The organism is Corynebacterium sp. J010B-136 (assembly GCF_002967075.1).
Classification (GTDB): Bacteria; Actinomycetota; Actinomycetes; order Mycobacteriales; family Mycobacteriaceae; genus Corynebacterium.
This window is the reverse complement of record NZ_PUGE01000003.1, coordinates 297,182-310,285: the sequence shown is the minus strand read 5'-3', so window position 1 is coordinate 310,285 and position 13,104 is coordinate 297,182. Positions and strand designations below refer to the sequence as shown.

Below are 13,104 nucleotides of genomic sequence, written 5' to 3'. Positions count from 1 at the left end.
GATTATTTCTCCTCCTGGGAGTCCTGATCCGAAGGCTTCGCGGAGGGGTCTTCCCCGCTGTCTGATCTTTCGGGTGCTTCAGAAGTTGATGATGCTGATGATGTTGGCCCAACGACGCTTCGAAGCTGGTTTACTGGCTCTTCCTTGCCTTCGGCTTCAGAACCAGTAGAAGCTGCTGCCCTGTGGTTGCGTCCTGGCGCGTAGAAACCCTGTTCACGGCGTTCTTCGACCAAAGCAAACATGCCGCCCAGGCCGTTCATCGATGGCTTAGCAAATGCTGGACGACGTGCCGCGATCTGCATCAGTGGTGCCATCACGAGGAAGGAAACAACGATGTCGAATACGGTGGTCAGACCCAGCGTGAATGCAAAGCCCTTAACTTCACCAACAGCCAGCATGTAGACCACGACAGCACCGATCAAGGTCACGACGTTACCCGTAATGATGGTCGCACGTGCGCGCTCCCAAGCCTTAGTAGCTGCGGACCTAAATGTACGTCCCTCAAGCAGCTCATCCTTGATGCGCTCGAAGTAGACAACAAAGGAGTCAGCGGTGGCACCAATACCGATGACCAAACCTGCGATACCGGACAGGTCCAGCGAGTAGCCGATCCAGCGGCCCAGCAAGACGATGGAGCCATAGGTCAAGATTGCTGCGGCCACCAGCGTAATGAGGGAAACGCCAGCCAAAGCGCGGAAGTAGTAAATGGAGTAAGCCGCGACAAGAAGCAGACCTACAACGCCAGCGATAAGGCCCGCTTCCAGCGCAGTCTTACCCAGTGACGGTGGGACGATCTCGGTGGTACCGCCCGATTCACCGTCTTCACCGGTAAAGGACAATGGCAGCGCGCCATAACGTAGGTTGTTGGCAAGACTTTGTGCTTGCTCCTGAGTGAATTGTCCAGTGATGGAGGTTGCGGAACCATATGGGGTTACGCCCTGAATCACGGGAGCGGAGATAACCGCCGAGTCCAATGTGATAGCGATTTGCTTCTGCAGGTACTCGTCGGTCAACTTGGCCCAGGTATCGGAACCAGTTGGGCCATCACCGGTCTGGAAAGAGAAGCTAATTTCCATCTGACTGGTTTGAGAGTTCAAGCCACCATTGATTGGTGAATTCGTATCAATCTCATTACCGGTTAGACGAGTGCCTTCTGGATCCTCAATGCCGGCGAGCAACGGAGCAGGCTCCAAAAGGTAGGGAGCCTGATTGTCATAGTCACAGGTAACAAAAGGAAGCGCTGGGTCGTCTGCACCTGCCAATGGGTCAGTTGCGGCATCACACTGCATCAAAGACAGTGCTGCGGCCTGAACCGTTGGGTCTTCAGACTGGCGGTCCTTCAACAGCATCTCAGTCATTTCATCGCGGCGATCAGCAGCCTCTAGAGAGTTCTCAGGCTCTGGTCGTGGCTCCGCAGTTACGGTTGGCGCATCTGAATCTGTATCGTCGGCAGCATCGCCTTCGTCATCCGTAGTTGGGTTAATGGCATCATGAACCTGCTTGAGAACCTGATTCGCCCCATCGACAGAAATGAGGTCGAATTCTACCCACCGGTTGGCCATTTCTTCGATGGTCTCACCCAGCGCTGCTGGATCCGGATTCGGCTGTTCAGCTACAGGACGAAATAGCAGCTGCGATGTCGCACCAACAGCTTGTGCCTGAGAGGTGTCTTCACCCGGAACGGTGATCACCAAGGTATTGCCGTTGGTTACTACCTCAGCACCAGAGACACCCATGCCGTTGACACGCTGCTCCAAAATCGTACGAGCTTGCGCCAACTGGTCCTGGGTTGGCTCTTCACCCTGTGGAACTAGCGTGACTCGCGTACCACCTTGCAGGTCGATACCAAGCTTGGGGCTAAGTGAACGCTCCCCGGTAAAAAGAACTAATGCGTAGAGAAGGATCACTATGAGCCCAAACAACGCTAGAGCGCGTTTGGGCCAGGTGCGATTACTTTTGCTGATCGCGCCGCGATTAGGAGCGGACAAGGCTAATCTCCCACTGGTTGACTTTATTGACTATTTAGATTTTGCGGCCACCGCGCGCAGTAAAATACACCGCACGTTAGGTTGACCAAACACAAACCATTATCGTACGTCATATATACAACTGTGCAGCACCCGATCTTGGCATTTCTCCGAGCATGTGAGAAGTAATACGCCTTTTCATATCGTTGCCGCTGCTGTGAATTAACTAGTTAAATTGCAGCTCTGGCACGCGAAAAGCACCAGCATGCTCCCTCAATTGGGTGCACACGGGTGCTTTCTAGAAATCTAACTTTAGTTCTTTGACTCAGGTGAGCTGCCAAAGTCATCATCGTTAGACTCTGGTGCGTCATAGTTTTCAGACTCAAAGTTGCTGGAGTAATTTTCGGGGTGGCTTCCGCGATCCTCGAAAGCTTCTGGATGCTCAGTCGCCGGGGAGCTTGGTTGCTGGTTTTCTAGTGCGGGACCACCGGCCGGGCTGATCGCATCCGCACTGCGGATAATGCCCATGCGCTCAAAAGTAACGACGACATTAGGCGATAGTTCTAAGTTGACGGTATTGCTGTCGGTGGAAACCACGGTGCCGACAATGCCGCCGGCGGTGATTACTCGCTGTCCAGGAACCAAGTCGTGCTGGAACTGCTGGATCTCGCGCTGACGCTGACGCTGCTTGCGGCCAATCAGGATGCTGGGAAGGAGGAAAAGGACAAGGATTATTGCGATAAATACTAATTCCATAGTATTTCCATACTGCCAGAATATCGCCGAAATTCCTTGCTAAAGCCCGCTTGTTCTCTACACGCGAACAAAGTCGCTACGCGTTAGAAAAGTCCCGCGGCGGTATTAGGAGGAGTAAGTCCCAAATGTTCCCACGCCGCACGAGTTGCCACGCGCCCGCGGGCAGAGCGCGCAATCATGCCAGCGCGCACAAGATAGGGCTCACACACTTCCTCAACGGTGGAAGGTTCTTCACCAACAGCAATGGCAAGAGTACTCACGCCAACCGGCCCGCCGCCGTGGCCCTTAATCAATGCGCTAAGCACTGCCCGGTCCAGGCGGTCTAGACCTTTGTGGTCCACGTCGAAGACTTCCAACGCACCCTGCGCTGCTGCCATGTCAACATGTCCATCGCCATTGACTTCAGCAAAGTCACGCACGCGGCGCAAAAGCCGGTTTGCAATACGCGGGGTGCCACGCGAGCGCGACCCAATTTCAATCGCTGCGTCTTTGTCAATGTCCACGCCCAAAATTCGAGCCGCACGAGTAACAACGTGTTCTAGATCGGCGTCGTTGTAGTACTCCATTTGCGCAGTAAAGCCGAAGCGATCACGCAAAGGGCCGGTGAGCATGCCCGCGCGAGTGGTTGCTCCAACAAGGGTAAATGGCGGAATTTCCAACGGAATGGATGTTGCACCAGGCCCTTTACCCACAATGACGTCGATGCGGAAGTCTTCCATCGCCATGTACAACATTTCCTCGGCAGGACGCGCGATACGGTGAATCTCATCGATGAAAAGGATGTCACCTTCCATCAGGTTCGATAACATCGCGGCCAAGTCGCCAGCTCGTTCCAGGGCTGGGCCCGAGGTCATGCGCAAACTCGTGCCCATTTCCTGGGCAATGATCATCGCCATGGTGGTCTTACCAAGACCTGGCGGGCCCGAGAGCAACACGTGATCTGGAACAACACCACGATTTTTAGCACCGGTGAGAACTAGCGACAGCTGTTCTTTGACCTTCGGCTGGCCGATGAATTCATCCAAGCCTTTGGGACGCAGCGAACGCTCCACGTCGTGTTCGCCCAGCTGCATTTCAGCGGCAATATTCTCATTTCGCTGCAAAGGCTCAGGGCGCGCAGCGTCATTGGGAAGCTGAAATTCAGTGCGCTCTACATCCGACATGTCGTGTCCTCAATCTCCGGTGATTCATTCATGTTTGATGAACCTCTATTTCTTACCGCTTAGTGCTGCAAGCGATGCACGCAAGACGGTAGCAGTTTCAAGGGTTTCCGTATTTTCTGATTCTGCCACGAAGGCTTCAACCACAGGACGCGACGCTTTTTCGGTAAAGCCAAGCCCGACCAATGCTTCGACGACGGTATCTACCATTGCCCCGCTGCCGACAGGCAGGCTGCTTTGGGAAGCAGCCGACGCATCATCCCCAGCAGGTTGCGTAATAAAGCCTTTAACCTTGTCCTTCAGTTCCAAAGCCATACGCTCCGACATACGCTTGCCCACACCTGGGATGGTCTGCAGCTTCTTCGCATCCCCATTATTAATGGCAGTGGCAATTTCGCCTGGCTCGAGCACCGATAAACATGCCAGCGCAAGCTTCGGGCCTAAGCCGGACACTACTTGGAGTTGATGAAACATCGCACGATCTTCATCTGCGGTAAATCCATATAGGGTCATGGCGTCTTCCTTGACAGCCAAGGACGTCATCACTCGCGCACGATCACCGCGCACCAAAGTACCTAAGGTCCGGGGCGTGGCTAAGAATTGGTAGCCAACCCCGCCACATTCAATAACAGCGTGATCAAGGGCGATGGATAAGACCTCACCGTTCAAAGAGGCAATCACAGGTTTTCTAGCTCCATTTCTTCTTGTGCAATAACTCTTGTTGCTGTTTCTGACGCAGCATGCAACACATTGGTTCCCCATATTTGGCCGCTATTAGATTTACGCGTGCCCATTACTTATTCGCTGCTTGCTTGCGGCGTTCTTCCTCCAGCTTTTTCATCTGCTGTTGCGCCATCTCTGCACGTTGGATAACTGGCGCTCGCCAACAGTGACAGACCGCGAGTGCCAAAGCATCGGCAGCATCCGCCGGCTTCGGCGCTTCACTCAATCCGAGGATACGGGTAATCATGGTGGTCATCTGTTTCTTATCAGCACGACCATTGCCAGAGATAGCCTTTTTCACTTCCGAAGGAGTGTACATATAAACCGGTATATCGCGCTTGGCTGCAGCCAGCATCAATACGCCAACACCGTGGGCCGTGTGCAATACCGTGGAGACATTACCGCGTTCAAATAATCTTTCAATCGCGACTACATCCGGCTGGTAATCATCCATCCACTCCTCCACCGCATTGGAAAGACGAAGCAAGCGTTGTGCCAATTCTTCCTCTGGTGGGGTGCGCGCAACACCCACAGAGATGGGGATGACGGCGCGACCGCGGCCAGCTTGTACTACGGAAAGACCACAGCGGGTTAAGCCAGGGTCAATGCCCATGACGCGCAAACCCTCAAGGTTCATTGGCTATACCGTCCTTTTGCCGCTGATCTCACCGGCTTTATGTCCTTGTCGATGCGCTAAGTTAGGCCTCAGGCATCAGTTATCCTCACACATATGTTCTACCACATGTAAGTGACAAAGAAGTGCACCTATGCCCACGGTGTGGAACTTAGGTGCACTCTTAGTGTTTCGAATCAGTGGACTAAAGCCACGAAAATGCTCTCAAGTCTTAGCCTTCGTCCAATGCAGCAAGCACGTCTTCTGAAAGATCCATGTTGGTGTACACGTTTTGTACATCATCAGATTCTTCCAGAGCGTCAATTAGGCGCATGATCTTCTTAGCATCATCTACACCGAGTGCTACCTCAACCGAAGCGCGGAAGTCTTGGTCGGAATCTTCCACTTCAATCTCAGCCGCTTCCAAAGCTTCCTTCACAGCAGAGATATCGGTGGGCTGGCAGGTAACCTCAAAGAACTCACCCAAGTCGTGGACATCCTCAGCGCCTGCTTCAAGGACAGCCATGAGAACGTCATCGACTTCTAGTTCGCCCTTTTTCACCAAAACCACACCGGTGCGGGTAAACATGTACGCGACCGAGCCGGATTCACCGAGGTTGCCACCGTTGCGAGACATCGCGGTGCGCACCTCGGTAGCCGCGCGGTTGCGGTTATCAGTCAAACACTCAATCAGCATGGCAACACCATTGGGGCCATAGCCTTCGTACATGATGTTTTCCCAGTCCGCACCGCCGGCTTCTTCGCCGGAGCCACGCTTGCGCGCGCGCTCGATGTTGTCGTTGGGGACGGAGGCCTTCTTGGCCTTTTTGATCATGTCGTCCAGGGTTGGGTTGGCCGCCGGGTCACCGCCACCGGTACGCGCTGCAACTTCGATGTTTTTGACCATCTTTGCGAATTCTTTGCCGCGCTTGGCGTCATTCGCGGCCTTTTTATGCTTCGTAGTTGCCCACTTTGAGTGGCCTGCCATCAAGTTACCTTTCGTACGTTAAAAATTAGCTTGCGATCAACTATACGTTCTTCTGCAGTTATCAGTACTATCCCCCGCGCACCGAGCACGAGAAAATGCAGCTGCGAACAAGAAAATACACGCTAGTTAGGCTCGCGCATGAGCCCTTCTTGGGACAACACAGCTACTAGTTCACCTTGCTGGTTGTACACATTCCCCTTGGTCAGGCCCACTCCGCCTCCAGCTGAGGGCGAATACTGATCTACTAATAGCCATTCATCGACACGCACTGGACGCAAGAACCACATGGCATGATCGAGGCTAGCTACCTGCAATTCTTGCTCTGGGTGATCCAGCAATGCCGTATACAGCAAAGTCATATCGGATAAATAAGTCAGCGCAGCTTGGTGCACATCCTGATCTTCGCCCATCACACCGGTGTTTTTAAACCAGAGGTACTGGTGGGTGCCCTGTCCTGCAGGGTGTAGTTGCTCCTCGGTCAGCTTTGATTCTTCAACCGCGCGGATATCCCAATCCATCCAATCGAGCTGGCGTTTTTGTGCAGAGCGCGGACGAATCTCTAAATGGTCAATAGCTTCCTCAGGTCCTGGAACCTGGGGCATGGCGGTGGCATGTTCTGGTCCGCGGTCCTTATCGTGGTGGAAATTGACGGTCATAATCATCATGCGCTTGCCGTTTTGGAAGCCTTCCACACGGCGGCAGGAAAAAGTACGTCCATCACGTACATGTTCAACCTCAAACTCGATAGGCTGAGCGGCAATGCCGCCTTCTAAAAAGTAGCTATGCAAAGAGTGTGCACGTTTGCCCTCGACAGTCAGTTGTGCAGCGCGAAGTGCCTGCGCCACAACCTGTCCGCCGAAAGTCCGGGTAAAAGCAGAGGGAACCGAAGGACCTAAGAATTTTCTATCGCCTAAAGGCTTCATGTCCAAGACGTCGTGGACAGACTGCGCCTTTGCTGCCGACGTTGAGTCGCTAGTGGTCACTTTATTCTCCTTAGTAGATTTCTCTTAACTTCTAGATGGTCAATCTCTCCATCATATGTGAGCAATACCAAAGCGTTGCATGCCCGTCCGGTACGTCAATTTCACCAGCTGTTAGTTACCATGTTGGATATGATGCCGAAGAAACTACATCGAGTAGTCGCCTATCTAGAAATGTTTACCTGGACCTTCCTGATCTTAGGGATGATCCTCAAATACTCAGGCGTGACAGAAGCTGTTGTTCCTGTAGCCGGAGGAATCCATGGTTTCGGCTTCCTGTGCTTTATTTTCATCACGGCCTTGGTCTGGATCAATAATCGCTGGCCTGTGGGAATTGGCATTGTAGGCCTTGTTGTCTCCGTCATTCCGTGGGCAGCGCTGCCTTTTGCCATCTGGGCAGATCGCAAGGGCCTGCTGGAAGGTGGCTGGCGCTTTCATAATCGCGATGAAAAGCCGCAGGGAATCTTCGACAATGTTCTAGCGCAGGTTGTACGCCACCCTGTTCGCTCCATTTTAATTGTGCTAGTCATTGTCATCATCGCCTTCAGTGTCTTGTTGTACCTGGGCCCACCGGTTGATGTGGAGTCCGCTATTGAGGGCCAAACCAACTAGAGTGCATCGTTTGTGCACTCTGCAAACCACTGACAACTACACAAAGGCCATAAGCGCATGCCAGTTCTAAGGCGTCTATTCGCTACCATTCCAGCGATTTGGACCGCGTGGGTGATAGCCCGCATCATGTTGGGCTTAATCATTTTCCGCGATCATTCCCCGCGCGGGGATGTTGCTTATTACTTCTACGGCATCTTGGGCAATGAGCCCACCACCATGATGACTGAGTACCCGCATGCGGGGACTTGGCCAGTGGAGATACTCACTGCACTCATCGGCGATCATATCGATGCTTTCTACATCGCTTTTGTTCTGATGTGCATGCTTGTCGATGCCCTATTCCTCGCCCTTGTCCTAAGCAATCACCACGCAAACCCACGGGTATGGCTTGCTGGCTGGTTCTGGATCTTCTTCGGCACATTGACTGGCCAAGTCTTCTACATGCGGCTCGATATTTTCCCAGCCCTTACGGTCGCCGCTGCTGCAGCGTGCTTGGTGAAGTGGCCAAATATTGCTTCAGCGCTACTGGCTTTTGCGACCACGATGAAGCTCTGGCCAGGCGTTCTAGCTGCCGGTCTTGTTGGTCGGTTGAGCAACCGCAAGTCATGGTTGAGGTTGTTGAGCTTTTTCACCGCGCTTGTCGCGTTGTGCGCCATCACGGTAGTAACCAGCGGCTGGCAGCGTCTTTTAAGCCCCTTGACCTATCAAAGCGATCGCGGTTTACAGATAGAATCCGTATTCGCCACACCTTTTGTTTACCAGGCCTTTTATGAGCCTACGCGGTGGGAAATGGGCTATGCCGAATCAAAGAGCTTTGAAATCTCCGGCCCCGGCGTCGATCAAGCCATTGGCTGGTCCACCTACTCCATGGCCGCCGCTATAGCTTTCGCTTTGGCCTGGGCACTGTGGCGTTTTCTGGCTGGTGGTTGGAATCCACGGAGCACCATCGCCTTTTTCGGCGTGATGATCTTGTTGTTGATTATCACCAATAAAGTCTTTTCCCCGCAGTATATTGTTTGGTTTGCACCGCTGCTCGCAGTTGCACTACGCCAACCGGAGATGTCTGAGCACCAGCTCAAACATCCTAGAACTCACCGGGCTATTTTCATCCTCATGGTGTCCTTAGCTGTACTAACGCTCGTAACTGCCGCTTTAGGCAGTTACGTCTATCCCAGCAACTACAACTTTATTTGGTCCCAGGTGGGTGTCGAGTTCGCACCAGTGGCAGCACTCGCGCTGCGCAATCTTCTCATCGTTATTATGACTGTGCTTGCGCTGTGCTGGCTCGCGCTCGAAGCAAGGTGCGAAGCGTGGTGTGAAGCTCGTGCTCAGTCCGAGCAATCAACTGCGCAGCAGCATCTGGCGGAAGCGCCAGTTGCTATGGACGCTCGAGACTAAAAGAGTATTCAAAAAATTCTGGCAGCGGAGCCGTGCCTCCCAGACGCAGCACACGTACTGTTGGGCGCAAACGTAAAGCCCGAGTATCGGATACTGCTTCATTATAAAAACGGTGCGCTAATTGAACGCGTGTTTCCGCATCCACCAATTGCGGATTCGCCGATACGCTGGCAGCTAATTGCTCATCAGCGTCGAAGAACTTGTGGATTTCCACATTCAGCTCACGTTCACGTTGTGAGCGCTCATCAAATTTCCCGTGGCGGAGCGCAACACCTTCTGCTTGCAGGGCAATCGGCGCGAGAGCCGGAACCAACACGCCGATAACGGCTGCGCGTCGGTCCAGCATCGCTTGCAGCTGGGCCAAGGCAGCATCTGTGCGGATGTGCAAGGTATTAAGCCGCTGTGCGGTGAAATATGCCCACAGCGCAATAACTGTGATGATCACCGTGATGACGATGAGCACAATCGTATTCATGAAAAGCGCTGCTCCTTAGCCGACCCGAACTTTAGTTCCGTCTTGGACAGTTTCATAAACCTGCATCACCGCGGCTGCTACATGGTCCCAGTCATATTGCTCGGCACGTTGGATACCTGCGGAGATCAGGGCACGGCGTTCGTGCTCATCATCGATAAGCCGCGTGATCTTTGCAGCCAAGTCGCGGGCATCGCCATTTTTAAACAGCAAGCCGGCAGGCTGTTCAGCTTCCACGTTGCACACCGCCGCAAACGCCTCTAAATCACTGGCAACTACAGCGCACCCCGCGGCCATCGCCTCAACTAAGACAATGCCAAAGGATTCGCCACCACGATTCGGCGCCACGTAGATATCCGCGCGGCCCAGAATCCGAGCTTTGTCTAGATCGGAGACTCGCCCGACAAAATCCACGCCAGGACGCGATCGAGCATGGCCTCCACCCATCACGGTTACGCGGATGGGACGATCGATGTGCTCAAGCGCATCCAAGAGAACATCAAGCCCCTTACGTGATTCATCAAGGCGGCCCAAAAAGACAATCTCCAGGGGTCCTTCAGTCGCGTCGTCCGCGTTGTTAGACGCAGCGTTGCTGTGTTGGCGCGCCGCTGCATACACTGAGGTATCCACGCCATTAGGAATCAAAATCGGGTCGCCGCCCAGTTGTTCCACTTGCCAACGCCGCGCCATCTCCGAGACAGCAATGCCCCCGCGAATTTTTTCCAACATCGGGCTGAGGACCGGACGCGCCAACTGCAAAAGCCGTGAGCTCGCCGCAGAAGCATGATACGTTGCAACAATGGGCCCCTCGGCGATGCTCAGAGCCCGCATGGAGTAGCTCGGGGAATTTGGCTCGTGAATATGCAAGACATCAAAGTCACCATCACGAATAAATTCTTTAACGCGGCGAGTAACCTGCGGTCCGATAGAAAGCCGCGCGACAGACCCGTTATAAGAAATCGGGATGGAACCGCCACCTTTGACCACAAAGTCCGGGACATCGGTCTCTGCTGAAGCCGGACCCAGAACCTGTACAAAATGGCCCTGGTCAATAAAAACCGTGGCAAGGTCAAGCATATGCGCTTGAACTCCGCCTGGTTCGTCGAAGGAATACGGGCACACTAAACCAATTCGCACCTGCTATTTCCTCCCCTTTTTCTTCTGCTGCGCAGCTTGCTTTTGCTCATAGCTCTCGCGCTCCGCGCGCTTGAGCCGGCGTTGTTCAATATCGACATTCCACTGCGGTTGCAGCATGTGCCAATCTTGAGGCCGGCGGCGGAGGAATTTTTCGAAGTGCCGAGCAAGGCTTTGCGTTGTTGTCTTGATGTCGTCGACCTCAACCGGTTCCGAGACCGTCATACCCCACCGCGGGCTGCCACCTGCAACTGATGCACCAGACTCATCGTCGTTGTCGTCGTGGAAAAAGCAATGGACTGCGTGCAGATGAGCACCGGTCTCCTGCGCTAAACGTGCAGGGCCAGTGGCCATATTGCACGGCTCGCCGAAGAAATCTACCTCCACGCCATGCCGCGTTAAATCACGCTCGGAAAGCAGACACACCACTTCCCCTGATTCTAAAGCTTGCTTCAGCTGCTCATAAGGCGGCTGCTCACCACCGGTAAGAGCTATGACCTTAAAACCAAGCGCCTGCCGGTAATCCACGAAAGCCTTAAACAAGCTTTCCGGCTGGACACGTTCTGCAACGGTGGTAAAAGGACCGTTATAGCCGACCAAAAATACGCCAGCCATGTCCCAGTTGCCACTGTGGGTCAGCGCCAGAATGGTGCCCTTAGGCGAATTCAAGGAGGCATCGAGAAGCTCTTTGCCTTCAAGCCCTGCCAGCAGCTGACGATGCAAATCTGCATCCTGCGATAAGGACTGCAAGCGAAATGCTTCCATCCAATAGCGCATATAAGAACGCATGGAATCCCGCACTAGTTCACGGGTGACGTTTTCCGGCCCCACTACGCGCATCAAATTGCGGCGTAGCTGTTCCATCCCTGCGCCATCGTGCGAGACCTTATCTGCCACCTTGTTAAAGAGCCATTTGGCTAGTGGCACAGGCAGGTGCTTGACCAGGCTCCACCCCGCAAAATAGCCGGCGGCAGAAATATCGTCCTTAATTCTCATCTAGCCCCTTAAGCTGTTTTGGCCCCTGGCGCTTTAGGGTTTTCCCGCCTATCTTGCTTATACGCCTGCATCAACCGCTGATAAACGGTAAAAATCGAACCGATAGCCAACAACCACAAGCACACCGGAAGAATATAAGGAACGCCAAGCCCTTCGAGGCCAATACCAACCAATCCTAAAATCAAGCGCTCAGGACGCTCGATGAGCCCACCGATCATCGAAAAGCCTGATGCTTCACCGCGGGCTTTGACATAGGAGATGACCTGGGAGGTCACCAAGACCACAAGTGCTGCAAAGATGGTTGCGGGATGCGCATTGTCAAAGTAGATGAGGTACCAGATGATGGCAGCAAAAAGAGCACCGTCGGTAATCCGGTCACAACTAGCATCAAGCGTTGCACCAAATTTTGTAGCCCCACCGCTTAAACGCGCCATAGTGCCATCGACCATGTCGAAGGCCGCGAAGATTCCGGAAAATACTGCCGCGGCAAAAAGATGGCCACTCGGAATGAGCGTCACGGTAATAGCGATGGTGACAAAGGTGCCGATGAGTGTTACTGCATTAGGCGTTAGTCCTACTTTGAGGAATCCGCGGGCGACTGGTTCGACAACCACTGCTGCGGGCTTGCGCCCGTGCACGCTAAGCACTGGGGTTCTCCATTCTTGAAGCCTCCATTTGGCTATCCTCCAACTCAATTTCCTGCCAGCCTTGGGCAAGGGCTTCCCGTGTTTCTTTCAACAATTGCGGCAAGACCTTCGTGCCATCAAGGATAGTCATAAAGTTGCTGTCCCCAGACCAGCGCGGCACGACATGCATGTGAAGATGGTCTCCCACCGACCCGCCAGAGGCTTTACCTAAGTTAAAACCGACGTTAATTCCTTCTGGATTCGAAATCTTCTTGAGCACTCGGATCGACTTTTTCACAAAAGCCATAAGCTCCATGGTTTCGGAGTCAGTAAGGTCCTCGAAGTTAGCAACCTTGCGATAAGGCACCACCATGAGATGGCCTGCGTTATAGGGAAAGAGATTTAAAAGTGCATAGACCTCTTCGCCGCGCGCAATGATTAATGCGTCTTCATCTGTTTTCTTTGGCGCTTCTACAAACGGGTCTTGAGTTCGCTTTTTGATATACGCCATACGAAAAGGCGCCCAAATCCGCTCTAAACGGTCTGGCTGTCCCACCCCAGAGTCCACATACACGTCAACTTCCTCTTGTCCTGTGTGTTCATAGGATTTGGAAGAATTAGCCATGACGGCAAACGTGTCCTTTCTTCTCGCCGCTAACATGCGGCGAGGTCTGTGCAA

General features: G+C 53.4%; 14 protein-coding genes. 2 read left to right on the top strand and 12 right to left on the bottom strand.

Translation table 11 applies throughout. The annotated features are described in order from the left end of the window. Positions 1 to 2: 2 nt before the first annotated feature. The 7 genes from secD to C5Y44_RS07190 all read right to left on the bottom strand — a co-directional run bounded on the left by secD (position 3) and on the right by C5Y44_RS07190 (position 7,190). Complete coding sequence (gene secD, locus C5Y44_RS07220; RefSeq protein ID WP_105324301.1) at positions 3 to 1,988, bottom strand: protein translocase subunit SecD; 1,986 nt, start codon at positions 1,986 to 1,988, stop codon at positions 3 to 5. 291 nt (positions 1,989 to 2,279) lie between these two features. Further along, on the bottom strand, positions 2,280 to 2,723 hold the full coding sequence (gene yajC, locus C5Y44_RS07215; RefSeq protein ID WP_105324300.1) for a preprotein translocase subunit YajC: 444 nt from the start codon (positions 2,721 to 2,723) through the stop codon (positions 2,280 to 2,282). An 83-nt stretch (positions 2,724 to 2,806) separates the two neighbouring features. After that, entirely contained in the window at positions 2,807 to 3,886 is a 1,080-nt protein-coding gene (gene ruvB / locus C5Y44_RS07210; RefSeq protein ID WP_105324299.1) for a Holliday junction branch migration DNA helicase RuvB, read from the bottom strand. 45 nt (positions 3,887 to 3,931) lie between these two features. Continuing rightward, entirely contained in the window at positions 3,932 to 4,564 is a 633-nt protein-coding gene (gene ruvA / locus C5Y44_RS07205; protein WP_105324298.1) for a Holliday junction branch migration protein RuvA, read from the bottom strand. A gap of 112 nt (positions 4,565 to 4,676) precedes the next feature. Next, entirely contained in the window at positions 4,677 to 5,243 is a 567-nt protein-coding gene (ruvC, locus tag C5Y44_RS07200; protein WP_105324297.1) for a crossover junction endodeoxyribonuclease RuvC, read from the bottom strand. A 208-nt stretch (positions 5,244 to 5,451) separates the two neighbouring features. After that, complete coding sequence (locus C5Y44_RS07195; protein ID WP_105324296.1) at positions 5,452 to 6,207, bottom strand: YebC/PmpR family DNA-binding transcriptional regulator; 756 nt, start codon at positions 6,205 to 6,207, stop codon at positions 5,452 to 5,454. Positions 6,208 to 6,329: 122 nt separating this feature from the next. Then, positions 6,330 to 7,190, bottom strand: coding sequence for an acyl-CoA thioesterase II (locus C5Y44_RS07190; protein ID WP_233189893.1), 861 nt, complete (start codon positions 7,188 to 7,190; stop codon positions 6,330 to 6,332). Between the two features lie 129 nt (positions 7,191 to 7,319). Here C5Y44_RS07190 and C5Y44_RS07185 point away from each other — a divergent pair, with 129 nt between their 5' ends. Together C5Y44_RS07185 and C5Y44_RS07180 are read left to right on the top strand one after the other, a co-directional pair. After that, positions 7,320 to 7,799, top strand: coding sequence for a DUF3817 domain-containing protein (locus C5Y44_RS07185; protein ID WP_105324367.1), 480 nt, complete (start codon positions 7,320 to 7,322; stop codon positions 7,797 to 7,799). A gap of 57 nt (positions 7,800 to 7,856) precedes the next feature. Then, on the top strand, positions 7,857 to 9,197 hold the full coding sequence (locus C5Y44_RS07180) for a glycosyltransferase 87 family protein (RefSeq protein WP_105324295.1): 1,341 nt from the start codon (positions 7,857 to 7,859) through the stop codon (positions 9,195 to 9,197). On the opposite strand, the gene C5Y44_RS07175 is transcribed toward C5Y44_RS07180, so the two are convergent. Genes C5Y44_RS07175 through C5Y44_RS07155 form a run of 5 tightly spaced genes read right to left on the bottom strand, consistent with a single transcriptional unit; the run spans position 9,178 to position 13,050 of the window. Continuing rightward, the gene (locus C5Y44_RS07175; protein ID WP_105324294.1) at positions 9,178 to 9,672 is read right to left on the bottom strand and encodes a hypothetical protein; all 495 of its coding nucleotides are present in this window, start codon (positions 9,670 to 9,672) and stop codon (positions 9,178 to 9,180) included. The two genes, C5Y44_RS07180 and C5Y44_RS07175, sit on opposite strands and share 20 nt — an antisense overlap. Positions 9,673 to 9,687: 15 nt before the next feature. Further along, positions 9,688 to 10,806, bottom strand: a complete 1,119-nt coding sequence (locus C5Y44_RS07170; protein WP_105324293.1) for a glycosyltransferase family 4 protein — start codon at positions 10,804 to 10,806, stop codon at positions 9,688 to 9,690. Between the two features lie 3 nt (positions 10,807 to 10,809). Next, on the bottom strand, positions 10,810 to 11,799 hold the full coding sequence (locus tag C5Y44_RS07165) for a phosphatidylinositol mannoside acyltransferase (protein WP_105324292.1): 990 nt from the start codon (positions 11,797 to 11,799) through the stop codon (positions 10,810 to 10,812). 8 nt (positions 11,800 to 11,807) lie between these two features. After that, entirely contained in the window at positions 11,808 to 12,446 is a 639-nt protein-coding gene (gene pgsA, locus C5Y44_RS07160; protein ID WP_105324291.1) for a phosphatidylinositol phosphate synthase, read from the bottom strand. Further along, a complete protein-coding gene (locus C5Y44_RS07155; RefSeq protein ID WP_066793702.1) occupies positions 12,439 to 13,050 on the bottom strand; it encodes an HIT domain-containing protein in 612 nt (203 codons plus the stop codon). The genes pgsA and C5Y44_RS07155 overlap by 8 nt, the downstream gene beginning before the upstream one ends. Between the last annotated feature and the right edge of the window lie 54 nt (positions 13,051 to 13,104).

Excerpts from the sequence above, each read along its gene's own strand:
- yajC (WP_105324300.1), bottom strand. The coding sequence starts at position 2,723 with ATGGAATTAGTATTTATCGCAATAATCCTTGTCCTTTTCCTCCTTCCC.
- ruvB (WP_105324299.1), bottom strand. The coding sequence starts at position 3,886 with ATGTCGGATGTAGAGCGCACTGAATTTCAGCTTCCCAATGACGCTGCG.
- ruvC (WP_105324297.1), bottom strand. The coding sequence starts at position 5,243 with ATGAACCTTGAGGGTTTGCGCGTCATGGGCATTGACCCTGGCTTAACC.
- C5Y44_RS07195 (WP_105324296.1), bottom strand. The coding sequence starts at position 6,207 with ATGGCAGGCCACTCAAAGTGGGCAACTACGAAGCATAAAAAGGCCGCG.
- C5Y44_RS07185 (WP_105324367.1), top strand. The coding sequence starts at position 7,320 with ATGATGCCGAAGAAACTACATCGAGTAGTCGCCTATCTAGAAATGTTT.
- C5Y44_RS07180 (WP_105324295.1), top strand. The coding sequence starts at position 7,857 with ATGCCAGTTCTAAGGCGTCTATTCGCTACCATTCCAGCGATTTGGACC.
- C5Y44_RS07175 (WP_105324294.1), bottom strand. The coding sequence starts at position 9,672 with ATGAATACGATTGTGCTCATCGTCATCACGGTGATCATCACAGTTATT.
- C5Y44_RS07165 (WP_105324292.1), bottom strand. The coding sequence starts at position 11,799 with ATGAGAATTAAGGACGATATTTCTGCCGCCGGCTATTTTGCGGGGTGG.
- C5Y44_RS07155 (WP_066793702.1), bottom strand. The coding sequence starts at position 13,050 with ATGGCTAATTCTTCCAAATCCTATGAACACACAGGACAAGAGGAAGTT.